Origin of the sequence: Sporosarcina sp. NPDC096371 (genome assembly GCF_044762865.1) — a bacterium.
In the GTDB taxonomy this organism is placed as follows: Bacteria; Bacillota; Bacilli; order Bacillales_A; family Planococcaceae; genus Sporosarcina.
Genome location: NZ_JBIWFE010000005.1, coordinates 32,655 through 56,246, shown reverse-complemented (window position 1 = coordinate 56,246; position 23,592 = coordinate 32,655). Strand labels below are relative to the sequence as shown.

Genomic DNA, 23,592 nt, shown 5'->3' with positions numbered 1-23,592 from the left:
ACTTGCGATCGGAACAGCCTCTTTCAATCGAACTCTTTCTTTTCCCCCGTCAAACGAATGGTTGCTTCAGATATGATTAGAATGACCGCCGCTATTAGGAATGGTGTCGTGGCAATGCCGTAAAGGAATAGCGCACTAACCAAAACCACTGCCGCCTGAATCCATTGAACCGCACGGACCGTTTTTCTAATCGCTGCAGGACGTGTGTCTTCCTTTTCAGGGAATAGCATATCCATTCGGAATTCGTCTCCTGCACGCAATGCATGGATAAGTTGCACGGCCGAAGCGAATGCAAGCGCACCAGCAAAAATGAAGACAACAATCGGAAATGGAATGAACAGCGCCCCGAGCGCAGACAACGCAGTCAGCCTAACCCACAGCCAGAAAATATCATCCGTTCGGATAAATGTGCGTCTCACTAGATAAGCTTGTGGAACCGTTTGTCCGAACTTCGGAGTACCGAATAACAGTCCGAGCCAGCCACGTCTACTGACTGAACCTTTAAGATGCGGAACATCCGTGAAATAGTTGGCGAAACGGTAAAAGCGCATCATCCGATTTTGTTCAAGTTCAATAAAATGGTCGTATGGGAACGGTTTTTCATTTCTCCGCCTCCCCCAATAAAAGGCGTACAGTCCAATTAACACGCCGATAATCGGAAGGTTCCACGGACTAGCAACAAGACCGTTAAAAATGAAAAGTCCAGCCAATAAAAATCGAACAAAACGGTCGCCCCAGACCTTTGTACCGTCAAGAGCATGCCGGAAGTTATATTCAGATAAGACAAATACCCACTTGATCAGTACCATGCAAATTGCGATGCCTATATACGCAAGCTTTGTCCCAGTTCCAGTCGCAGACAATAGCGGTAAGGCGACGATATACAATACGAATGGCAAAGGCAGCTGTGAAAAAAATGTCCAACTCAAAGATCGTTTGAGGTACATGGGAAGTTTCTTTTCAAGTGGCAAAAAATAAACGGTATCTGCTGGTTTCAACAGCGTTACAGGTGTTGAAAAGGAGAGCGCCGCCCCAAGAATCACTGCCGTTAGTAGTGCTGCTGGAAAGTTTGCTGGTACTTCCTTCAGCCATTCACTGTATGCATAGCCCCCCGCTCCAATTGTAAAGACGAACACAATCGCTAAGTGACCCGTAAACACATACTTTAAATACTTTTGGAGTTCGGTTATGTAATGGACGAACCGTGTTCCCCAGATGTCACGCAAATTATTCATTGTCAGCTTCCTCTGTCATCGCAATGTACAGATCGTCCAAAGACGCACCTGGACGTCCGAAGGCTTTTCTTAAATCATCCATTGTACCTTCTGCCCGCACCCGTCCGTCGTGGAGCAAAATAATTCGATCACAATGCTTTTCTGCCGTTGACAAAACGTGGGTTGACATGAGGACGGATGCCCCATTGTTTTTCCGCTCAGTCATCTGTTCAAGGAGAGATTTAATACCAAGTGGATCCAGACCGACAAATGGTTCATCAATAATATACAAAGAAGGATTGACGAGGAACGCACACATAATCATTACTTTTTGTCGCATCCCTTTTGAGAAATGCGCTGGGAACCAGTTCAATCGTTTTTCCATTCGAAATTCATGTAACAAGATTTCTGAGCGGGCCTCAAATAGCTCTTCGTCCAGTCCATATGCCATCGCTGTCATTTCAAGATGCTCCCTAAGCGTCAATTCCTCATAAAGAATCGGCGTTTCAGGAATATAGGTGAACGCCTTGCGATACGTTTCAGGATCCTCACTAAATGTCACACCGTTTACTCGGATTTCGCCGCTATGTGGGTTCATCAATCCAATAATATGTTTAATCGTTGTACTTTTACCGGCCCCGTTCAAGCCTATCAAACCTACAAGCTCACCGTTTCCAATCGTAAACGATAAATCATGCAGGACAGGTTTACGTGTATAACCGCCCGTTACATCTTTCATCTCCAAAATCGTCATTTCCATCCCCCATTCTTTCCCTTAGTTTAACAAAAAACGTCGCAAAATGCTTACCCCTTACACAGCTTGGACCACTTGGCATCATTTAAAATTATGCTACACTTGTCTCATTAATGAAAGGAAGTGCCAAAATGACTGAATGTATTTTTTGTAAAATCATTGAAGGAACGATACCAAGCATGAAAGTCTATGAGGATGAGCACGTTTTTGCCTTCATGGATATTATGCCAGCGACAAAAGGACATGTCCTACTCATTCCTAAAACGCATTGTAACGATATCTATGACATGTCGGCACAAGAGGCATCCCATCTATTCGCCGTAGCACCGAAAATTGCCAATGCTATCAAAGACGAATTTAGCCCACTGGGAATGAATTTACTGCAAAATAACGGAACGTTTGCCGGACAAGCCGTGTTCCATTTCCACTTGCATTTCATCCCTCGCTATGATGAGACAGATGGATTCCAACCTTCTGTTAAGACGAATGCAACAGAATTTACTGCGGAACGTATTGCAGAGTTCGCTGCAGGTATTCGCACGAAGCTATAATTAGTTTGGTATCCGCTGGAGCTTCATTTCATTCGGCAACTTTTTTTACGTCTGCTGGATAAATTTAACCTTGCCTATTCTTTGAATGCCATGTATGATTCATAGTAAGTTTTTCGCTGCCGATCATGAGGATACGTCAGGAGAATCTTACACTACTAGTTGAGCTGAGGAGAGATGAGAAATGAATACGAAGAATCTTGTGTTAATGGCGTTATTGGTTGCGGTTGGTGCTGCATTGTATTTGATCATTCCAGGTTATGGGGAAGGTATGAAGCCTGATTTCATGCTAACAATGATGTTTATCGGTATATTGCTATTCCCAGAAAAGAAGAGTGTATTTTTACTTGCTGTCACAACGGGCGTCATATCCGGTCTGTTCTCGACATTTCCCGGGGGCTTTATGCCCAATATCATTGATAAGTTTATAACTGCATTTGTGATTTTCGCCATTGTACTTACATTTAAAAAGTTCACAAGCAACATGATTGCAACAACAATCATGACTGGCTTAGGAACCATTCTTTCAGGTAGCGTCTTCCTATCGGTTGCACTGTTTATCCTTGGTGCAACAATCCCAGGCTTCGCATCACCAATGGCTGCTTTTACAGGGTTGTTCGGATTGGTTGTCCTACCGGCAATTGCTATGAACTGTATCGCATTTTTCATCATCTATCCGATTGTAAAAGGGTTGATGAAGCGGACTTCGTTTAAAACTGCATTATCCAATTAATAATAGACCAAAAGCTTTCCGGATGAATCCGGAAAGCTTTTTTAATTGCTTCAGCAATTAAATCCTTCCCCCCTCCCTGTTGGCCCCAAGCTCGAAAAAAAATCTGGATGCAATTACGCCAAGGCGTAATTGATTTGCTCAGATAGCTCTTCCATGTTTTAATGAGACTATATAGAAACCATTCGATCCACAAAGAAAGGTGTGCTGAAAACATGAAAGCATCTACATTTTTCATCGGACTCGTGGCAGGTTCAGTTGCCGCCGCAGTTACAGTCTTATATTCTACTCCCCAATCAGGTAACGAACTTCGAAAAACGGTAAGAAATGCATCAGCTGATATGAAGAGTAAATTCAGTGATGTCAAAGGATGCGTAGATGATTTAAAAGATTCCATTTCTCATCTATCATCGGAAGCAAAAGAAGCGATTCCAGCTGCCATCGATGGCCTCAAAGGATCAGTTGAAAAATGGCAACATGCGACTGAACCTAACAAGGAACGTATGGAAAAGGAAATTGTCGCTATTCAAAAAGCACTTGAAGAACTCGAACAGTCCCTAGTCGCACAACAAAAATCATAAGAAAAGCGCAGGGCGCCTGTCGCATCTGGCGTCTGGAGTCTAGACATAAAAAGGTTGTCCAATTGAACTTGGACAATCTTTTTTATTATTGCGACGAAAGTTTTTTTGCAATTCTCACTTCTCTCCGCTTTGCTTTCCTGCTATAATAAACATAGTTATAATTTAATAGAAGGAAGGTGTCTATATGGAAAATCAAAAGTTTTCTCCAAAGGATGCAATGATCTTTAGTCAACGCGTCGCACAGATGTCAAAAGCACTTTGGAAAGCAGTAGAGAAGGATTGGCAGCATTGGATCAAACCTTATGACTTGAATATTAATGAGCATCATATTTTATGGATCTCTTACCATCTTCAGGCCGCTACTATTTCAGACATTGCTAAATTTGGAGTGATGCACGTTTCTACAGCATTTAACTTTTCAAAGAAGCTCGAACAACGAGGATACCTCGTATTTTACAAAAAAGACGAAGACAGACGAAATACATATGTTTCCGTAACAACAGAGGGAGAAAAACTGATACTTGAAATGAATGAGAATTATTTCAACTCAGAGCGTGATATTTTGGAAGGTTCACTTCCCATTAAAGACCTCTATGGTAAATTCCCTGAATTTCTTGAAGTCATGTCCGTTATCCGTAATATTTACGGGGAAGACTTCATGGAGATATTTGAACAAGGGTTTAAAAACCTTGAGAATTCATTTGACACCAACCATGGCGATTCATTCACTGGGAGTCAACCCGTAAAAACGGTTGAAGCCGTCAGTTCATTACCTATTGCTGATGAAAAATAATTTCATTTCGTAGTGACTTCTGCTATGATTACTTTGTTAAGTTAAAGGGGAGGAATGGACTTGATCCTTGTAATCACAATTTTGTTCTCATTATTTTATTTGTTCCAAATCAATAAGATGACATATGCGTTATGTGAATCACGGGAAATCCCCGAGGAAAAACAGCCGAAAATCTATAAAACGGTTAACATCCTTGTCACTATATTAATTTCAACTTTTTATGTCGAAATCCTTTTGAATATCTAAAGCATAAAGAAAAGTCCATGATCCCGGGATTCCGGGATATGGACTTTTCCTTGTTAAACGCTTCTATTCATTAATACAGGAAGGCTGCACCGACAATGATTAGTAAAATAAACAACACTACAATCAACGCGAAGCCCGAAGAACCTTGGTTATATCCGCTCATTGGAGCACCCCCTCTCTCTCTCTACATCCTATGCGCAAATTTTCCACGGTTATGGGCAAATTATCCGGGGAACCTTTTTGTTTTCACTACGTTGTTATGATATAGTATTTACTGTTGCACATAAAAGTTAGGGGAGACATTAAAATGAAAAAAACTGTACTAGCACTTACAATGGCCGCATCCGTTCTTGCACTGTCAGCATGTAGTGAAGACAAAGCCGCTGACGATGCAATTATCGCTACTTCTAAAGTTGGGGATATTACACAAGCCGAGCTATATAAGGAAATGAAAGATGCAATTGGTAAACAGGTTGTTGAAAGCTTACTGCTTCAACAAACACTAGAAAATGAATATAAAATTACTGACAAAGAATTAAAAGATGAAATCGCAAAACAAAAAGAACAATTCGGAGATAACTTCGAACTAGTCCTTCTTCAAAACAACACGACAGAAGAGGGCTTCGGGAAAATCATCAAATCACAAATGCTCGAACAAAAATTGGTTGATTCCCTTGAAATCTCTGATGAGGAAATCAAAGCTGGTATCGAAGATATGAAAAAAGAAGTACATGCACGTCATATTCTTGTTAAAGATAAAAAAACAGCTGAAGAAGTCCTTGCAAAATTAAAGGATAAAGGCGATTTTGCAGCACTAGCTGCAGAATATTCGATTGAACCTGCTGCAAAAGAATCAAAAGGTGACCTTGGCTGGTTCGGTCCAGGTGCAATGGTTGCAGAATTTGAAAAAGCTGCTTTCGCTATGAAAAAAGGTGAAATTAGTGAACCGGTTGAAACCATGCACGGTTTCCACATCATCGAGTTACTCGATACGCGCGTGGCAGAATCTGAAAAGACAGATGAAGAACTAAAAGCAGAAGTCGAAAAGAAACTGACAGACGAAAAAGTTGAAGAGAAAATTACCAGCCTACTAAAAGCTGCTGACATCAAGATTGAAAACGCTGATTTCAAAGGTGCGCTTGAAGGCTACTTATCGACTGACAAAAAATAATGTATATGAAAAGCTGTCCCTTTGTGGGACAGCTTTATTTATTGATTAACCAAAAACAACTAGTAAATAACTTGATCAAACACAGAGTGGTGCGTGTATAGTATGTTTGGAACGCTCTGGATTGAATGACTACTATACAAATACCGAGATTTCTGGATGTGTAGGGATGCGACTTTGTCGCATCCCTACACACTTTTTTCGGTAGTCGTATGGTGGCCCTTCATCCGCCGCTCCCCAAAAACACAGATACACGAAGTGCTAAAGCTTTTGGGGACGAAAGAATAACCGGGCTTCTTACCTAGTGAGAAGCCGCCAAAGATACAATTTTGGCGGCTGAAGCTTTTTCTATGGGTGTTTCTTTTTTTATTTTAAAGAAGTGTCGCTTTCTATAAGGCTTCACTGGGGGAGGAATTGAATTGTATTCCTCCTTTGATGAGATGCATAATCTTTGCTAAAAGTAAGCAAGAAACGCATTGTATAACGTGCTAAAGTGCCCGAAATTGTATCTTCGGGCACTTACACTCCCTATAAAATGTCATCTATTCTTTTCTTTCAAAGCCAAAGCTTTTTTCACTTGAACATTGCAGGGCTGCGACAGGCAATTCATCACAATAGGATAACCGAAAAAAAATGTGGCAAGAAATGACTTGGTCATTTCTTGCCACACTGGGGTCCCCCGGTAAATCTGTCGCGATTAATTCGCCGAAAGCGGACGGAAAATGGTCCAGTAAAAATAGAGGTTTTCAATCACTTGACGTTATTGTCTAGCTTCAGCCGCCAGCCGCGTCTAAGCGGGCGTCTTGCGCTTTTCTTTATTCAAACGTAGGCTTGTAGAACGAGCGGTTATCTAGTGGGAAAATTCGTTCCGTGAATTCACCCGGTGCTGTTTTGCCAAGTGCACGATCTAACATATTCATCTTCGCATCAATATTGTCGATATAATGTAGAATCTCTGCTTCTTTCAGCATTGGTCGTTTTGGACTTCCCCACTCTTCTTTACCATGATGGGACAAGACCATATGCTGTAGCAACATGACTTCTTCACCAACAATTTCTAGTTCGTCCGCTGCTTTGGAAATTTCATTGACCATAATTGTAATGTGACCGAGAAGGTTCCCTTCAATCGTATATTGCGTGGCAATCGGCCCTGAAAGTTCAATCACTTTCCCGACGTCGTGTAAAATAATGCCCGCGTACAACAGATCCTTATTGAGTGATGGATACAGGTCCGCCAGTGATTTTCCGAGCTTTAACATTGATACTACATGATCGATTAGACCTGATACATAATCATGGTGATTTTTTGTCGCCGCCGGGTAGGTCATGAAAGCCGCTTGATGCTTTTTCAATAAATGGCGGGTGATTCGTTGAATCTGTGGATTTTGCATTTCAAAGAAATACTGCATCAACTCTTCATACAATACTTCCTTGCTTTTGGCTGATGAAGGAACAAGGTCTGCAATTGAAATCCCTTCATCCTCTTTAATCGGACGGATGCTTTTGATACGCAGCTGATTTTTGCCACGGTATTCATGTACTTCTCCACCCACTTTAACAATCGTTGCGGCGGCATAAGTTTTGGCTAGCTCATCTGTCGTGTCCCACAGTTTCGCTTCCATATCACCGCTCTTATCTTGTAAAATGAGTGTCATGAATGCGCTACCTTGCGTCGTAACCCCTTTTGTAGACTGCTTAATCAGTAAATAAATGTCTAATGGTTCTCCAACTTTATAATCCGCTAGTTTTTTCATACCCTAATTGCCTCCTGTTCGCTTCCGATAGCAGAAACGTTTACTATTGTTGCATCTTGCCAATGCGCTGTCATACCTTCATGGCATGTGAAATAGATGAATTGATGCTGATTTTGAAGCCGATCCAATAACTCAATCATACGCGAAAGTCGCTGTCCGTCAAAGTGGACGAACGGATCATCCATCATCATTGGAAATGGTGCTGTTTCAAGTATGGATGCTGCGAGTGCGAAACGAAGCGCAATATAAGCCTGCTCCTTCGTCGCCTGGCTGAGTTCGACAATCGGATATCGCATGCCATCCCTAGACACCGCTTCAAAAAGACCCGATTCCGTCACAAGGAGCGATTCATAATGACCGCCTGTTAATTCGCGGAATAGTGCCTCCGCAACTTCCAGTACGTTCGGCAGTTTCTTTTCTTTCAAATCCATCATCGTGCGTCTAATCGCTTCGGCAATCGCCTTACGTTCAGACCACTGCTTTGCGAGTTCTGCCAGTTCGGCCTTCTTCATTTCAAAGTGTTGTCGTTTACGTCCGTACGTTTCATCCGTCAGCAAACGATCCGTTTTATGCATGAGGGTAACTTGCTCATTCATCAGTTGCTTTAACTGTTCGTCGACCACGACTTGTGCTTCTCCGTTTGTAGTTGTCTTCGTCACTAATTCTTCCTCCGTGACACCTTCAGACAACTCCACGGCTCCATGTGCAGCTAACTGCAAGTTGACATCACTCAACTGCTCTGCCAAACGACCCATTTCCTGATAAACACGATCCGCACTATAAAATTCCTCTTCCGTTTTTGCCCCTGCTTCAGTTAGCAACTGCTGTAACTTGTCTTGCAGGGAGCCAACCAGCCCAGAAATCTCTTTTAACGCTTCTTCCTTTTGCAGAGCATCTGACTTTATAGATTTCAGCAGTTCCCTTTGTTCTTTTAACAGTATGAATTCACGTCTTAGCATCTCATAAATTGCTTCTTGTGGCACGACTTTTTGCATTACTTTTTCAACTTCTGCTACCCGAATCGCAATATTCTCTTCGGCCATACGCTTTTGGTTTTCCATTTCCGCTTTGTCCCGCGTCACTTCTTGGACTTGCCGTATTAAACGAAGTAATTCCGGAATGATGCCTGGCGACGGTAATCCATCAAAACCATATACCTGTAAGAATCGGACAAGCTCTGATTCTACCTGCCTTCTGTTGTCATGTAAGACATCGAGCTCCGCAACAAGTGCGTGGTGTTTCCGTTCGAGACTTTCATAACTATGCCGAAGCGCCTCGCCTTCTCGCTTGGCAATGGCGATGCGTTCTACAAGTTTCTCCATCTGCTGTTCTTTTCCATCATATGAAGCGATGAATCGCTCCATCTCTCGCCTTTTCGCATCGTCACCAGACTGTGATTCTTTTCGTGACAAAAAGAAAGCTCCCATTGCACCTACGATGGCACCTACGACAACAACTAGCCATTCTTGTTGCAGAAAGCCAAAAATGATACACGCGGCAGCCAGTAGTAAAAGTAACGCTGGCATAGCCATGGCATTGTTATTTTGTTGACGCTTCCCCAATGTCACGTACGCTTTGGCTTCCGCAAGCCGTTGGCGAACTTGGGGCCACTTGTCTACTTGCTCTAGCTCTTCGTGTGAAGGGGCTGTTTGTTCCATTACCCCCAAGTTAGTTTCGATGTCCATTAAATCGTTTTCAAGTTGAACGAGTTGGCGTTCCGTATAGCTAATCTGCTGATCGCTGTCGGTAAGCCCCCTTAGTAGCTGATGCATCTCTTCTTCCTTTTGCATCGATACGTTTGCCTGTAGAAGACGCTCCTCCGCTTGTTCGCCTTGGATGCCCAATCGACTGATTAAACGTCCTCGTAAACTCGTTACATGCCGTAATTCCTCTGTCGCAGTCGCTTTTGTAACTTGCCAGCCATGCCACTGTGCTTCTTTAGCTAATAAAATCTCCATATCGGCCAGATAGTCAGTTGCATGCTGTTGCGGCTGTTTTGCAGCTATTTCTGCTAATTCTTCCGTCAATCTCCGTTTGGTTGCGCTCGCTTCTGTCCATTTATCCAACAACGCCTCATAGCGCCTGATGCCATCCACAGGAAATGTCGCTCCATGTAAAGGCTCCAGTTTCGCTTCTAGTGTAACTTTTTTATGATGAAGCGGAAGAAGTTGACGTGCAATCGACAGTTCCGCCGCCTCTTGTTGGAGCGTCTTTTGCTGCTCATACAACTCGCTTAAACGACCGTCGACTTCCTGCAATCGCTGAATAGCTGGCGCATACTCTGCCACTTTTCCTTTCGCATCTATTAACTCCTTCTCCAGTTCACGAAGTTCTAGCATCTTGACGTTCATCTCTGGAATTCTACCGGATTTCTTGAATAACTCGTCCATTTCTTTGTCCATTCTTTTCTCCAGTTGTAACAGGGAGTCAACCCCTGTTGTCCCGGAAGCAAGAAGTGTACGACTTAACTCTTCTTCATCCATCTTCTCGAATCCTTGTAACTGTAGCAAAGAGAATGAAAAAATGGATTCAAATGACGGTCGATCGTATTGGCGCAGAAGTACGCGTAGTTCCTCTTCCCCGCCCTTTGTCCCGTCTTCAAAATGGACCGAGACATCGCCCGCCGACTTGCCACGAACACGTTCAACAATACAGGTTCCATGTTTTTCATCGAAAAGATACACTTGTCCACCATACTTGCCACCTGATTTTGGTTCATAGCGCAGCATGGTACTATTTTTCTGTGGAAAGCCAAACAGAATATGGAGAATGAATTGCTGTATCGTCGTTTTCCCCGCTTCATTGGCCCCATATAAAACGGTGATGCCTGTACCCAATTTAATGGTGACATTTTCATGTTTACCGAATCCGTAAATGACTAGTTTCTCGATTTTCACTTCATCACCTCATTCTATTTCTGCCGCTACTAATTTAATCGTCCTCGTTTTGATGTCCTGAATATCTTCTTCCATTAAGACATCCAAATATTTAATGCCTTGTCCATGTTGGTATAACTCTTTCAGAACGTCCTTCCACTCGTCTTCCTGCCAACCTTCAATCATGCCGATGACCGAATGTGCAAGTGCACCCGAAGTCGCTAAAAGAGTTGTCTGCCTAGCAAATGACAGCTTCTGAACCCATACAAACGCCTCACTGTCTCCAACCATATCGCGTAGCACATCTAGCCATTCTTGTTCAGTCGATTGGCTAAATAACTCCGCCGCTCCGTCATCGATATCTACCATCGACACCTCTACAATTCCTGACCCGTGTTGTGCTTTGAAAGATTCAAGCTCCTCCGTACAGGCAGCTAGCCATTCATTGGCATGACGGATCCCGGCACATGACACTTCCACACGTTCAAATACAAGGGCAGATGCTGGGATGAACTGAAGTGACGCACCCACTGTCGATAATTCCACTTCATAAAATCCTTTCAATCCGCGTTCATTGCGATGACGTCCTTGCAAATTCCCCGGATAGACAATAGGGGGCTGTTCATGCAACTGCTGGCGCAAATGGATATGCCCGAGTGCCCAATAATCATATTGTTTAGCAAGCAGTTCACTTTTGGTAAACGGTGCATAGACCGCATGCGTTTCATCTCCTGCCAAACTGCCGTGCAGCATGCCAATATGTAAGGCATCGTGATCTTGCGCTACTGGATACGAGTCGACCATTCGCTCACGAATATGCCGTTCTTTATAACTAAAGCCATAAATGGAAATGGCTTGCCCATTGACGTTCAAGTGCGCTTCCTCAACACTTTCGCCGAAAACATGCACGTTCGGCGGTAATTCAAAGCGTGTCCATCTACCTGCGAGATGATCATGATTACCATGTGAGATAAACACAGGAATGCCCGCCGCATTCAATTGTTCCATGCCTTCATGGAATTTCATTTGCGCACGCAAACTGCGATCTTCACCTTCATAAATATCACCAGCGATTAGTACGAAATCTGGCTTTGATTGGCATGCATGCTCAATCAGGTTAGCGAACGCTACAAATGTGCTCTCTCGTAAGCGATTGAGCCGATCCATCGGTAGCCCCGTCATCCCTTTAAATGGACTATCTAAATGCAAATCAGCCGTGTGAATAAATCGAATTGTTGACAACTACATTCCCTCCTCCACGTGTCGAATATTTGTTCTTATTTTATCATACATGGATGTTTTTTAGCACAACAAAATAAAGCCTTATCTCCGGATTATATTAATCCAGGATAAGGCTTCAAAAAAACACGGGATCGGGCATGTAGGAACTCATGATTCCCTTCAAATTCACTTCGGCGCTTGGGGAGGCCTCCCGCCATAAGCCAGACAGAAAATCACTGTCAGTCTTATGGCTCCGGCTACCCCAGTTAGGCGCCTTCGCTGGTTCTACCTTGGTATCCCTATAAATACCTGTTACAAATTTAAACCATTATTCTTTCCCAAGTTGAATCGCCTTTTTAATATCTTTCAACGAGTGGGATGGGCCGTACATGAGAACGCCGCCGCGGTAGACACGTGCGCCGAACCAACCGAGGATAAAGATTGTCACAAGCATAATCGCAATGGACAACACCGGCTCCCATACGGGTAAATCCAACATGCCGACACGTAAGAACATGACGAGTGGTGCAAAGAATGGGAAGAACGATGCGTATTTGAGATATGCCATTTCCGGATTACCAAGGCCCGTTGCCGCGATCATAAATGCTGCTACAATTAACAACGTCATTGGCATAATCATTTGTTGTACATCTTCTGTCCGGCTAACAAGCGAGCCCAGCAAAGCGGCAAGCGTCGCATAAAGGAAGTACCCTAATAGGAAGAAGACGATTGCATAAATGATTGTTCCAACATTCATATTTGAAAAACCGAATACAGAGAAGAAACCATCTGCCATTTCAGAAGCCGAGGTCTTTAGCGCGATGAAACCCGCCAGACCAAATAGCACCATTTGCAATAAACCAAGTGAACCAATCCCCGCCACTTTGGCGAACATATGCTTAACTGGCGATACACTTGAAATGAGGATTTCCATCACACGTGATGATTTTTCGGTAGCAACATCTGTCGCAATCATGCTCGCATATAGGATGACCGCAAAGTAGATAAGGAACATCAGTACATAGACAAGTCCACGTGCCTGACTTAATTCTTCTTCTGTTTTTGCTGATGCTGATACGGAATGTTCGTCAAACTGAATCGGTGCAAACAACGTCTGCACTTGCTCACCAGACAAGGATAATTCCTCCGCCTTCATTTCCGTTTGAATGGACTGGAGTGCATCTTGTAACATCATCGAAGTCCCGAATTCCATAGAACTCATGGATGTATAGTTTGCTTGAATCGTATTCTTTTCATCTAAAGACAGTGTCAAAAAAGAATCGATTTCTCCTTCTTTGACTTGTTCCGTTAACTTTTGTTCTGATTCACTAGCTTTTTCTACTGTCATGTCGGATCCATTAGCCTCAAACTGCGCTGTCAAACGATCTACTAGAACCCCGCTATCGTCAATCACTTGCAGCACTTGTGTCGAATCACTATCGCCGCCCGTGACACTTTTCACACCATCAATAATGTTCCCCATATTGGCAAACAAAAAAACCGCCGCAATCATAATCGCTGTCGTAATGATGAATGACTTCGTTTTCGCTTTTGTGACAAATGCTTGTTTAAAGATGATCATGAATTCACGCATGTTGTTTCCCCACCTTTTCGATGAAAATATCTTGCAGTGAAGGTTCTTCTATCTCAAAGTGACGAATTGGACCCGATTTTAATGCCGCTGCCAATAGTTTATGAGCTATATCTTCCGTTTCAACCTGGAAGACAGCACCCTCGACCGTTCGATGGACAGACGTTACACCCGCAATGGATTCAAGTTGCGACAAATCATTATCCGAATGAATCCGCACAATGTGCTTACTAAATGATCGTTTGACATCACGGAGTGTCCCACTGACAATCTGTTTGCCTTTATCAATAATGCTTAACTGCTCACATAGTTCTTCTACATGATCCATTCGATGACTGGAAAACACGATAGTCGCGCCTTCATTACGGAAATCCAAAATCGCTGCTTTCAACATTTCAACATTCACGGGGTCAAGTCCGGAAAATGGTTCGTCGAGAATCAGTAGTTGTGGCTTATGCAGAAGGGATGCAATCACTTGGATCTTTTGCTGATTCCCTTTAGATAGTTCTTCGATTTTTTTATTGGCATAATGCGGCACTTCAAAACGTTCCAGCCATTTATGAAGTTCCTGTTTCGCACCCGTTTTACTCATCCCGCGTAGCTGTGCAAGAAAAATGAGCTGGTCCTCCACCTTCATTTTCGGATAAAGTCCACGTTCTTCTGGCAAATAACCGATTTCAGGGCTCGTTGCATAAGAGATCGGCTTGCCATTCCACGTAATTCGTCCTTCATTTGCATTCAATAGTCCAAGTATCATCCGGAACGTCGTCGTCTTGCCCGCCCCATTTGCACCAAGAAATCCGTACATCGTTCCCTCGCCAACAGATAAGGATAAATCATTCACGGCGGTAAAATCCCCAAACCGCTTCGTGACGTTTTCAAGTAGTAAAGTCATGTCGTTTCCCCTTTCAAATTTCAGCCTTCTAACTATACGTATCTAGTGGGCTGAAGTTTCAAAAATTCTAGTTTTTGCTATTAGCAAAGACAGCGCCTATTCCATACGACACCATATGTGTCACCCAAAGCCCTGTTAGAATGAAAAAAGCGAGGCCAGGACCTTCGACAATGATGACAATCGTCCATGCAATGAGTATCGCAGCCGTTGTCACTCCCCATGAAATTGACCTAGCATGTTGATGGACTGTCGTATAGCGCTCGTCAAAACGGCGTTCTTTCTTCCCCTTCTTCCAATTCATAAATAAGATAATTGATGCAATTAAGAGTCCTAGTGGCAATCCTACTAAAAACGTCCATATATCAAATCCTTCGTACATCTTCATTCCTCCTCCGGTGTAAAAATATCTTCAATCTGACAATTAAACAACTTCGCAAGTTTGAACGCTAAAGTGAGTGACGGATTATATCTGCCTTTTTCAAGAGAGATAATCGTCTGCCGCGACACGTCCAGTTTCTCCGCAAGGTCATCCTGCGTCAATCCCATCTCCGTCCGCATTTCCTTTATCAAGTTATTCAGTTTCATGCTCCTCCTCTCTAATGAAAAGCGCAGGGCGCCTGCTAGACGCGACAAGCGCTGGAAGACTTGAGGATAAAGGCGTCCTTTGCCTTTATTCGCAAGTCTGAAGCGACTCGAGCGATAGAGGGATAGAGTTCAATCCCTCCCTACTGGCGCTCCGAGTCTAGACAGCGGAATAGTAAAGGTAGCTTTACGTAAAGGTTACTTTACTATATGTACGATGTCAAGCAACCTTTACAAAATGTTTTTAGAATCTTGTGTCGTATTGTAGTATAATGAGTGAAAGTGAATGGAAAGGGTGAATGTTGTGAGAACTTACAAACTGACTGCCTACGAACTAACGGGGAAATTAATTACAGAAGAGACGTTCACAGCCGAGACAGACGATGCTGCAAAGGCACAAGGCCAGGCAATGCTCGAAGAAAAAGATCTGCTCGGAAAAACGCACCGCCTTGCATCGCCAGCTGGAAAGTTATTGTTATTTCACTCATAAAAAAAGTGTAGCTCGGCGAATGTTTACGCTTAGCTGCACTTTTCTTTACATAATTGGGAGGAAAAAAGATGTCAAAAGGACTCATTCATCATATTGAGCTATACGTTTCCGATCTAGCGAGAACGATTGATTTTTGGGGATGGCTGTTAGAAGAACTAGGATATAACTTGTTTCAGAAATGGGACAGTGGACAGAGTTGGAAATTAGGGGAAACCTATATTGTTTTCGTACAAGCAGAGGACAGGTTTTTGGACGTGTCCTATCATAGGTGCCGTGTAGGCCTTAATCATCTAGCATTTCACGCAAGCTCTCGCCAACACGTTGATGAATTAACCAATAAACTAACGGAAAAAGGGATACCTATCCTTTATACCGAAAAGCACCCATTTGCCGGAGGTCCAGAGCATTATGCTGTTTATTTTGAGGACCCTGATAGAATGAAGGTCGAGTTGGTAGCACCACGATTATTCTAAATGAACTCGTATGTTTCATTTGATACGTAAACCTGCTGATTGTGATAATCTATATAGGAATTAGATAATTGCTTACTATCCGAATAGAAGGGGTGTTCCAAATGAAAATCGCATTAATTGCCCATGATGAAAAGAAAAATGAAATGGTGAATTTCACAATCGCTTATGAGCACATATTTTCACAATATACACTATATGCAACAGGCACGACGGGGCAAAGAATAATGGAGGAGACCAATCTTTCCGTTAATCGACTGATGTCAGGACCATTAGGTGGAGACCAACAGATTGGTGCTATGCTTGCAACAGGGGAACTGGACCTCATTCTCTTTTTCCGTGACCCCTTAACAGCACAGCCACATGAACCCGACGTCAGTGCACTCCTTAGACTTTGCGATGTATATGGCATCCCACTTGCCACAAATATTGCAACGGCTGAACTTCTCATCCGCGCTGTCGAAAAAGGCTATTTCGCTTGGCGCGAAATGGTCGATAAATATAAATAAAAAAATACGAAACGCCTACTCAATCGTCAACCGAGTAGGCGTTTCATTATTCATGTACAACTGCAAACGTTGAGTCAACTTATTGATGTCCACCTTCTCAAGTTAGCATCCGGTACTTCTATTATTTCCCCGTAAACACAGGCTTTCTCTTCTCCACAAACGCTTGGATTCCTTCCAAGTGGTCCGCCGTTTTACGCATGGCCGCTTGTGCGTCACTTTCCATTTTCGAGACATTTTCAAGTTCAGCTATTTTCTGCGCATGTAATATTTTCTTCGACGCCATCATTGCCACGATTGGTGAGGCAAGCAGTTGCTGTGCGTACGCTGCGCCATATTCAGCAGCTTTACCTTCTGGAGTCACTTCGTCAATCAAACCTTTCGCCAAGGCCTCCGATCCATTCATCACCTTGCCCGACCAAATGAGTTTTTTCGCTTGAGGCACACCTACTCGTTCTTTTAAGAAGAAATGACCCGCACCGTCCGGCACAAGACCTATTCCTATGAAGTTCATCGCAAGTTTACTATTTTCTTCCGCAATAATCATATCGCAACCTAGAACTACACTACATCCAAGACCAGCAGCAGCACCGTGGACAACCGCAATCGTAATTTGCGGCAATGTATAAAGTGCTTTCGCAAGTCGTGACAGATCGACCATCACTTTTTCGATATCCATACCGTTATCCGGATCAAGCATTGCTTTAATATCCCCACCAGCCGAAAATGCACGACCTGCCCCTTGGATCAATACCACTTGTACTGAAGGATCACGCTTCAACTCTTCAAAAACGTCCGCAAGTTCTCCCATCATAACCGCGTCCATCGCATTCATCGATGCAGGTCTATTCAATAGTAGACACGCAAGACGTCCTTCTCTTTTCAATTCAACAGTTGTATACATAGAAAAAGACACCCCTTTATAGAAATAATGAACCACCATTCATTACTCTATATTCGGTGTCTCTCCTCTTAACCCTTTATTTCTTCACTGCCTCAGGAAAAATAGCGTCCAAATGGGCAAGCTTCTTCTCAATCGCATCTTCGAACGTCAAGATATACGCCGCCGGATCTTTCGGATTGTAGAATTGCGTAATCTTGCCTGTGGTTGGCTCGATAAACTTACTCGATGCTCCGCAACCTACGCCAATGATTGTCTGTACTTCTTCCATAATGATGATGTTGTATATACTTTCTTCCTTCGGTTTTGCATAGCCGACGTTTTCCAAGTTACCGAGGATATTTTTCTGGCGATACAAATAATACGGCTCATAACCATTCGCTGCATTCCACTGTTCGCCGAGCTTCATCATCTGCTCAACCGTCTGGCGATTCGCAACTTTATACTTGTCCTTATTACGTGTCATTTCAGAGGCACGTTTGAATGACAAGGTATGAACCGTCAGCGATTCCGGTTGCATTTTTTCTGTTTCATCGAGCGAATGCTGGAATTCTTCAATCCCTTCATTCGGCAAGCCGATAATGAGGTCCATATTGATATTCTTCATGCCCATATTTCGCGATAACCAAAACTTATCGACTGTTTCTTGGACAGAATGATGACGGCCAATTGCTTTCAAGGTTTCATCCGTATACGATTGCGGATTGACGCTGATACGGTCGATGCCCCATTTTTTCAAGACATCGATCTTGGCAGGCGTAATCGTATCGGGACGACCCGCTTCCACCGTTATCTCACGGACGTTTTCCATATTAGGGAATGAGGCATACATCGTCTCGTACAAGGCATCCATCTCTTCTGCCTCAATTGAAGTTGGGGTTCCCCCACCGAAATAGATGGTCGTAATTGCCATATTTCGCTCCGTTAGCCATTTACCCATCTCGCGAATTTCTTCGTGTAATCCATCCAGGAATGACTCCACACGCCCATTTTTCCTGTGAATTGCGTAGGCGGGAAACGTACAGTAGGCACACTTCGTTGGACAAAATGGAATACCGATATAGATACTTACTTCGTTTTTCAAGTCATGCAAATCCGGAACTGAACGCAACTGAACATCCGCAATTTTAGCAAGCAACTCACTTTTTTCACTCGAAATTCGATGACGGTCCATCAGCAATTGCTGCGCCTCTTTAGTGCTATGTCCTTGCTGACGATACTTATGGTACAACTTCATCGGACGAATGCCCGTCAAAATGCCCCATGATTGTTGCATACCTGTCGCTTGTTCAAGCGCTTCAAGTAATATATGTGAGTAGATTCGTTTAAGCTGACGGGTTTTAATTTTTTCATCTTCATTCTCTTCCAGCTCAGAAAACTCACTAGCGTACTCTACGCCCTTCCAAGTCAAAAGTGCTTTCCCAATCAGCAGATTATCTGCATTTTTATCAAGCGTAAACGCGACGCTAATCACATCTTCTTCGTCCTCATCTATAATTTTCGATTGCTCGAAAAAGAGATTGGCTAAATGGGTAAACATCCGAATCCAATCCTGCTCAAACGCCTGTTTTATAACTATTTTCTGCATGTATGTGTACCAACTTTCTATTGATAAATCTAGTCACTTTTTTAGAGGATTAACGTTCATTGTACCAAATTTTCATGAGGGATAAAGCAAAAAACCGGCTTACGCCGGTTTTTAGATTGTTTCATATAATTGCTGTACAGGTTTCATAAGCACACGGTTTACTTCTTCAATCAAACCGCTTAACTTCATTTCCGCTTCAAGCATCGTCATGATTTTCTGATTTTGCTGAGCAAGTTGTGCCGTTTTTTGTGCATATTCTAGCTCTTCAGCTTCAATATCTTCACCTTTCATTTGCTTTTCTTGAAGTGTCATTTGAATTTTACGGAAGCTTTGGAATAGTGCAAGAGCCACTTCGTCCGCCTTTACTTCTCCTACTGCTTGTTCTACTTCTGCGAATTCCGCCGTTTTGCGGAATGTTGCTTCCAATTTGTTTACGTCATCATAAATATTCACTGTCATGTACAGTTCCCCCTAAGATAAATTTGTTGCAAAGACGATTAGCCCTTGAACGATTCCGATGAGGCCGCCAAGTAGCGCGCCAAGAACGGTAATCATTTTGAACTCGCGCTTGGAAATGCCTAGCACGAGATCCTCCAGCACAGCAACCGGAAACGAATCGACTTGCTCTCTTACCATATCATCTAATTTCAATTTTCCAAGCGAAATTTCCAATTGGACTTCCGCCTGATTGAAGACAAAACCGATTAGCTTTGGCGTAACGTTCACTGCTGTCCATTCCGCCCCATTCGGCCAGTACTCATGAATCGACTTATCGAGTCGCGCTTCTAACGCCAACTCATTTTTCGCATAGATTTTGATTGAATCGAAAAGCCCTTCCCAATTAAAACCAGCTACTAATTCCTCAACAGGACGTTGTTGTAACTTTTCCCACTCATTATAAATAATCGTATTGACTAACGCAGTGGTACCCGGGGCAGTGACAAATTTGACCGCTTCTCGTTGCACTTTCGCAACCAGTGACTCCGATTCGCCAAAAAACATATTCAACATACTACCGAATGTACCTTTAGACGCCAGGAAATCATCAATCAGATTACGGAACATCGCTTTTCCTTCATCAGATGCGAAGTATTGTTCTGATCGACCCAAAATGTACGTTGTTACAGTCGGAATGCGCCCTTCCGCTTCCACCCGCCACATTTCCGGTAGCACCTCTTCTACCGTTCCGGTCGTCAGCTTTCTACGAACGGCGTTAAGCTGGGCATCGAGCACTTCCAACACTTTCTGTTCTGCCTTTTCTGCAACTTGTGTCGCACCCGCAGTTGTCAGCCAATCATTCAAAGTTTTTTCTGAATGAAGGACATGCTCTTCCAGTTTTTGTTGAACAAAGCTCTCTGCTTTCTTTTCCATGTCAGGTGTCAGTAATTTCTTCCGGAACGTATCAGGTGTCAATAAATAATTTGTGACGGTCTTGCCGAGCTGCTTCGCCAGTTCATCGCGCCGTTTGGGAATTAGCCCGGGCGTGAACGGCAGACGCCATTTGCCGATATATTTTGCTTCGTGTGGCCTGAATAACATTTTGATCGCCAGATGATTGGTAAATCCGCCAATCAGCGCGCCAATAAGGGCCATAAATACCAATGTCCATAAAAAGTTCAATCGCTTCACCTTTTTCTGTTTCACTACGTCCCAATTATAGCAGAACGCAACCAAACGGAAAAATGCAAAGACTTATAATCAATTGCGCCTCGGCGTAATTGCGTCCAGATTTTTTTCGGGCAAGAGGCCTACAGGAAGTAGGTCATGCAGTGGGGAAGAATTGAACTGCATCCTTCCTTGTTGCGACAGGATGTCGCGCACTTAGACTGCCTTCTTAAGCTACCCTTAAAAATCTGTAACATCCGCGGGCCCACAGGATGTGGCGCACTTAGGTTGCCTTCCCTACGCATTATCTTGATTCAAGATAATGCGTTATACATCGTTGACATGCGAATCGCATGCTCCATTTCATCATTCATAGCGATAAATAACGGATTATAGGCTTGTTGAAATGGAATCGTCAGCAACATTTCCTTGTATGTCTCAACGCCTTCAAGCTCATCAACCAATGCCCGTTGAACACACTCTTTCAAGTTATAACAAGGCAAAGGCTTCTTCGGATTTGGAACAAACGTCCCAGTCATCATATAATAGAGCTGTTGGAACATTTCGTAATGACTTTTTTCATCATCATACATATGTCTGAGAAAATCTTGCCAAAGCGGATCAGTGGTTAACCCGTACATAGATTTATAAAAATAATAATCTCTGTACTCGTCTTCGATGGCCTGTTTTAATTTATTTACAAACAAGTCAGCACCCTTTCGCTTATCTTTACTTTGATTTTATGCGATTGGGCAGTATCTTATGAGAGGAGTCGCATTATGCTACAACATTTCAGTTACAAGCCCATGTATGAAAATAAACAGTTACCCGGCTGGACATTTGCATTTTTCTTCCGTAACACGCGGTATACAGGCGATTATATGCCCAACGGGGACATTACCTGGCACGGTGAAACACCGCCAGAAGAAGATAACTTGAAAAAAATGATTCACGAACTGATGACTTTCCACGTTTACGATTGATTCCTGATTATTTGGGAATACTACGCCCGATACCAAGTAAGGAGGCGTAGTATGACGAAAGAAAAATCACCTGAAGAGATACGTAAGGAAAAGCAACAGCAACAGGTACAAAATCAGAAAACCGAAAATGTCTTTGATGATATAAGCCGGGTTCCCAATGAGCAAAACGCTTGGAAGGAAACGCAATATCAACGAGGCGAATGACAAAACGCCCTGCATCTTATGCAGGGCGTTTTGCTATTCCTCAGCAAGCTTTCTCTTACCAAAAACGAAGAAATAGTACGTAGACGACACGATATACAAACCTGCCGTGATTGTGAAGGCATAGGCATAGCCCCAGTAAAAGCCGTTCGCTATCACGAGCCCCGCGGCTACCGGCCCCATGGTGGCCCATCCAATGTTAAACACCATTTGGTTAACTGAGTTCGCAAGACCTTTATATTTGTCCGCAACGATTTCCATCGCGATTGCACTTTGAATCGGATTTCCTGCATTCATCAGCGCCTGCCGCATCAGGAAGCCGAGTGACGCCAGCATTAGCGAGGTTGTATAGGCCGTCAATATAAGAAACGGAATCGACAGCATTTGAAAAATAATTAGCGCTTTTACTTTCCCTACTCGTTTCACCAAAACAGGACCAATTAGCATTGCCACCGCCGTCATTGCAGATCCAAGCGATAAAATCAGCCCAATATATGCGTTCGACGCATCAAAACGATTCGAGAAATATAAATTCAAATAAGGAACGACAAGCCCCGACCCAATTCCAATCAGCAAACTGGCAAATGAAAAGTGGAAAATAAGAATCATATTACGCCTTAAGCTACTATCGACCGGCGCTACTTTCTCTTCCTTACCAACTCTTACTTGTACCGGTTCGGGTGGCTTATTTTGCAATTTGAATAAAGGCAGCAGTCCCGCCGTAAAAATAACCGCCCCGACCAATAACGCCCAACGGATCGCCGACGCTGCATCCATCCCCCCAACGACTTCTAGCACATCCGCAATAACGCCTCCGAATAGACTTCCGATCACATTCGCTACCGTCATCAAGGCAAAATGAATGCTAAACATATGCACCCGCTCAGCTGGCGTCGAGTTCTCTGCCAGAAACGGCACACCGGACACTTGCACGAACGCCATGAACAACCCCGTTAAAAATGCCGCATAAATAATCGGTGTTTCAGCAATGGCGACACTACGGTAAAACAACGTCATTGCCCCAAACAACGCCCCGCCAACAATCATCCATTTACGGCCAAACTTATCACTTAGAAACCCCGCCGGCACAAGCATAATTGCCGACGCAAGCGCCGCCATCGAAATGACCTTGCCATTAACCGTTTCCGGCATCCCCAGTTCTTTTATATAGAGGTTGTACATCACCATAAAAACGCCCATTCCAATTTGAATCAGCACATTGGCTAGCATGAACAACCTGACGTTTTGATTGAATGAAGAAATCTTCTTCTTCCAATCCGCAAACCATTTCCCCATCCCATTCCAACTTTCTACACAATCAATTACGCCTCGGCGTAATTGCGTCCAAATTTTGAATTGCGCTTGTGCAATTCACTCCCTTCAAAATTTGTGACATCCGCCGGAGGCTTAACTTGAATCAGCAGGAATTTCTGCTGATTCAAGTTAATACTTCGACTCTCTAAATATAATCGTTTCTGAATAGTTTTTCAACGAATTCCTTCATGACTCTCTGATATTTATTAAATATTATAGAAAGTTTTGAAACAATTCACCTAAGTGAGTCAATTTCATAATAGAACCGTTAGCACTAAAATCCGAACAAGGTTGATTTCCGCTTCAGGCGGACGCTTTCCGCGGGCACGGCTTCAGCCTCCTCGTCGCTGCGCTTCTGCGGGGTCTTCAGCTCGCGCTGTTCCCGCAGGAGTCGCCGCCTTACGCTCCAATCAACGTGAGTAGGACATCATATTAATGCCATTTAAAATAGATAATTTTATAGTTATTCGCCTTTTAAATCAAAATAAGTAATTATGAAATTGATTCAAGTAGTTACTCAAATTCAATACTTCTTTCCAATTATCTTTTGCTATAAAGTGGGAGTGTTGTTGGATAAAAAA

The 23,592-nt window shown here is 43.3% G+C and carries 27 protein-coding genes; 11 read left to right on the top strand and 16 right to left on the bottom strand.

Annotated elements, in window-relative coordinates; all coding sequences use genetic code 11:
• Positions 1 to 23 precede the first annotated feature (23 nt).
• Both ACIQ0H_RS14205 and ACIQ0H_RS14200 read right to left on the bottom strand, forming a co-directional pair.
• Complete coding sequence (locus ACIQ0H_RS14205; RefSeq protein WP_403415888.1) at positions 24 to 1,235, bottom strand: ABC transporter permease; 1,212 nt, start codon at positions 1,233 to 1,235, stop codon at positions 24 to 26.
• Entirely contained in the window at positions 1,228 to 1,968 is a 741-nt protein-coding gene (locus ACIQ0H_RS14200; protein ID WP_403415885.1) for an ABC transporter ATP-binding protein, read from the bottom strand. Before ACIQ0H_RS14200 ends, ACIQ0H_RS14205 begins: the two co-directional genes overlap by 8 nt.
• 131 nt (positions 1,969 to 2,099) lie before the next feature.
• Between ACIQ0H_RS14200 and ACIQ0H_RS14195 the strand changes: the two genes are divergently transcribed.
• The 5 genes from ACIQ0H_RS14195 to ACIQ0H_RS14175 all read left to right on the top strand — a co-directional run bounded on the left by ACIQ0H_RS14195 (position 2,100) and on the right by ACIQ0H_RS14175 (position 4,866).
• A complete protein-coding gene (locus ACIQ0H_RS14195) occupies positions 2,100 to 2,519 on the top strand; it encodes an HIT family protein (protein WP_403415883.1) in 420 nt (139 codons plus the stop codon).
• 181 nt (positions 2,520 to 2,700) lie between these two features.
• A complete protein-coding gene (locus ACIQ0H_RS14190; RefSeq protein WP_403415881.1) occupies positions 2,701 to 3,249 on the top strand; it encodes a tryptophan transporter in 549 nt (182 codons plus the stop codon).
• A 212-nt stretch (positions 3,250 to 3,461) separates the two neighbouring features.
• On the top strand, positions 3,462 to 3,827 hold the full coding sequence (locus ACIQ0H_RS14185) for a YtxH domain-containing protein (protein ID WP_403415878.1): 366 nt from the start codon (positions 3,462 to 3,464) through the stop codon (positions 3,825 to 3,827).
• Positions 3,828 to 4,011: 184 nt separating this feature from the next.
• Positions 4,012 to 4,620, top strand: a complete 609-nt coding sequence (locus ACIQ0H_RS14180; RefSeq protein ID WP_403415875.1) for an HTH-type transcriptional regulator Hpr — start codon at positions 4,012 to 4,014, stop codon at positions 4,618 to 4,620.
• A gap of 60 nt (positions 4,621 to 4,680) precedes the next feature.
• Positions 4,681 to 4,866, top strand: a complete 186-nt coding sequence (locus tag ACIQ0H_RS14175) for a hypothetical protein (protein ID WP_403415873.1) — start codon at positions 4,681 to 4,683, stop codon at positions 4,864 to 4,866.
• Positions 4,867 to 4,936: 70 nt separating this feature from the next.
• On the opposite strand, the gene ACIQ0H_RS14170 is transcribed toward ACIQ0H_RS14175, so the two are convergent.
• Entirely contained in the window at positions 4,937 to 5,029 is a 93-nt protein-coding gene (locus ACIQ0H_RS14170; protein WP_192598653.1) for a YjcZ family sporulation protein, read from the bottom strand.
• Between the two features lie 144 nt (positions 5,030 to 5,173).
• Here ACIQ0H_RS14170 and ACIQ0H_RS14165 point away from each other — a divergent pair, with 144 nt between their 5' ends.
• Entirely contained in the window at positions 5,174 to 6,037 is an 864-nt protein-coding gene (locus ACIQ0H_RS14165; protein WP_403415869.1) for a peptidylprolyl isomerase, read from the top strand.
• Between the two features lie 812 nt (positions 6,038 to 6,849).
• Here ACIQ0H_RS14165 and yhaM read toward each other — a convergent pair.
• The 7 genes from yhaM to ACIQ0H_RS14130 form a co-directional block, all read right to left on the bottom strand.
• Positions 6,850 to 7,788, bottom strand: a complete 939-nt coding sequence (gene yhaM / locus ACIQ0H_RS14160; protein ID WP_403415866.1) for a 3'-5' exoribonuclease YhaM — start codon at positions 7,786 to 7,788, stop codon at positions 6,850 to 6,852.
• A complete protein-coding gene (locus tag ACIQ0H_RS14155) occupies positions 7,785 to 10,685 on the bottom strand; it encodes an ATP-binding protein (protein WP_403415864.1) in 2,901 nt (966 codons plus the stop codon). Before ACIQ0H_RS14155 ends, yhaM begins: the two co-directional genes overlap by 4 nt.
• Positions 10,686 to 10,694: 9 nt before the next feature.
• Positions 10,695 to 11,906, bottom strand: coding sequence for a metallophosphoesterase family protein (locus ACIQ0H_RS14150; protein ID WP_403415862.1), 1,212 nt, complete (start codon positions 11,904 to 11,906; stop codon positions 10,695 to 10,697).
• Between the two features lie 307 nt (positions 11,907 to 12,213).
• Entirely contained in the window at positions 12,214 to 13,479 is a 1,266-nt protein-coding gene (locus ACIQ0H_RS14145) for an ABC transporter permease (RefSeq protein WP_403415860.1), read from the bottom strand.
• Positions 13,472 to 14,371, bottom strand: a complete 900-nt coding sequence (locus ACIQ0H_RS14140) for an ABC transporter ATP-binding protein (RefSeq protein WP_403415857.1) — start codon at positions 14,369 to 14,371, stop codon at positions 13,472 to 13,474. Before ACIQ0H_RS14140 ends, ACIQ0H_RS14145 begins: the two co-directional genes overlap by 8 nt.
• A gap of 67 nt (positions 14,372 to 14,438) precedes the next feature.
• Positions 14,439 to 14,750, bottom strand: coding sequence for a DUF2178 domain-containing protein (locus tag ACIQ0H_RS14135; protein ID WP_403415854.1), 312 nt, complete (start codon positions 14,748 to 14,750; stop codon positions 14,439 to 14,441).
• Between the two features lie 2 nt (positions 14,751 to 14,752).
• Positions 14,753 to 14,950: a helix-turn-helix transcriptional regulator gene (locus ACIQ0H_RS14130; protein WP_403416522.1), complete on the bottom strand. Its 198-nt coding sequence runs from the start codon at positions 14,948 to 14,950 to the stop codon at positions 14,753 to 14,755.
• A gap of 307 nt (positions 14,951 to 15,257) precedes the next feature.
• Between ACIQ0H_RS14130 and ACIQ0H_RS14125 the strand changes: the two genes are divergently transcribed.
• From ACIQ0H_RS14125 to mgsA, 3 genes are all read left to right on the top strand, one after another.
• Positions 15,258 to 15,443 (top strand): YhzD family protein, encoded by a 186-nt coding sequence (locus tag ACIQ0H_RS14125; protein WP_403415851.1) that lies wholly within the window; start codon positions 15,258 to 15,260, stop codon positions 15,441 to 15,443.
• Between the two features lie 68 nt (positions 15,444 to 15,511).
• The gene (locus ACIQ0H_RS14120; protein WP_403415849.1) at positions 15,512 to 15,916 is read left to right on the top strand and encodes a VOC family protein; all 405 of its coding nucleotides are present in this window, start codon (positions 15,512 to 15,514) and stop codon (positions 15,914 to 15,916) included.
• A 101-nt stretch (positions 15,917 to 16,017) separates the two neighbouring features.
• A complete protein-coding gene (gene mgsA, locus ACIQ0H_RS14115) occupies positions 16,018 to 16,422 on the top strand; it encodes a methylglyoxal synthase (RefSeq protein ID WP_403415847.1) in 405 nt (134 codons plus the stop codon).
• Between the two features lie 121 nt (positions 16,423 to 16,543).
• Here the strand turns inward: mgsA and ACIQ0H_RS14110 are convergent, their stop codons facing one another.
• The 5 genes from ACIQ0H_RS14110 to ACIQ0H_RS14090 form a co-directional block, all read right to left on the bottom strand.
• Complete coding sequence (locus ACIQ0H_RS14110) at positions 16,544 to 17,323, bottom strand: enoyl-CoA hydratase (RefSeq protein WP_403415844.1); 780 nt, start codon at positions 17,321 to 17,323, stop codon at positions 16,544 to 16,546.
• 76 nt (positions 17,324 to 17,399) lie between these two features.
• A complete protein-coding gene (locus ACIQ0H_RS14105) occupies positions 17,400 to 18,908 on the bottom strand; it encodes a coproporphyrinogen III oxidase (RefSeq protein ID WP_403415841.1) in 1,509 nt (502 codons plus the stop codon).
• Positions 18,909 to 19,019: 111 nt separating this feature from the next.
• Positions 19,020 to 19,367, bottom strand: coding sequence for a YlbF family regulator (locus ACIQ0H_RS14100; RefSeq protein ID WP_403415838.1), 348 nt, complete (start codon positions 19,365 to 19,367; stop codon positions 19,020 to 19,022).
• A gap of 12 nt (positions 19,368 to 19,379) precedes the next feature.
• Positions 19,380 to 20,501 carry a DUF445 domain-containing protein gene (locus ACIQ0H_RS14095; RefSeq protein ID WP_403416520.1) on the bottom strand — a complete coding sequence of 374 codons (1,122 nt, stop codon included), beginning with the start codon at positions 20,499 to 20,501 and terminating at the stop codon, positions 19,380 to 19,382.
• 326 nt (positions 20,502 to 20,827) lie between these two features.
• Positions 20,828 to 21,220 carry a ferritin-like domain-containing protein gene (locus ACIQ0H_RS14090; RefSeq protein ID WP_403415835.1) on the bottom strand — a complete coding sequence of 131 codons (393 nt, stop codon included), beginning with the start codon at positions 21,218 to 21,220 and terminating at the stop codon, positions 20,828 to 20,830.
• A 72-nt stretch (positions 21,221 to 21,292) separates the two neighbouring features.
• On the opposite strand from ACIQ0H_RS14090, the gene ACIQ0H_RS14085 reads away from it, so the two are divergent.
• Positions 21,293 to 21,496: a YheE family protein gene (locus tag ACIQ0H_RS14085; protein WP_403415833.1), complete on the top strand. Its 204-nt coding sequence runs from the start codon at positions 21,293 to 21,295 to the stop codon at positions 21,494 to 21,496.
• A gap of 51 nt (positions 21,497 to 21,547) precedes the next feature.
• The gene (locus ACIQ0H_RS14080; protein ID WP_403415830.1) at positions 21,548 to 21,700 is read left to right on the top strand and encodes a hypothetical protein; all 153 of its coding nucleotides are present in this window, start codon (positions 21,548 to 21,550) and stop codon (positions 21,698 to 21,700) included.
• 33 nt (positions 21,701 to 21,733) lie between these two features.
• Here ACIQ0H_RS14080 and ACIQ0H_RS14075 read toward each other — a convergent pair whose 3' ends face one another.
• Positions 21,734 to 22,993, bottom strand: coding sequence for an MFS transporter (locus tag ACIQ0H_RS14075; protein ID WP_403415828.1), 1,260 nt, complete (start codon positions 22,991 to 22,993; stop codon positions 21,734 to 21,736).
• Between the last annotated feature and the right edge of the window lie 599 nt (positions 22,994 to 23,592).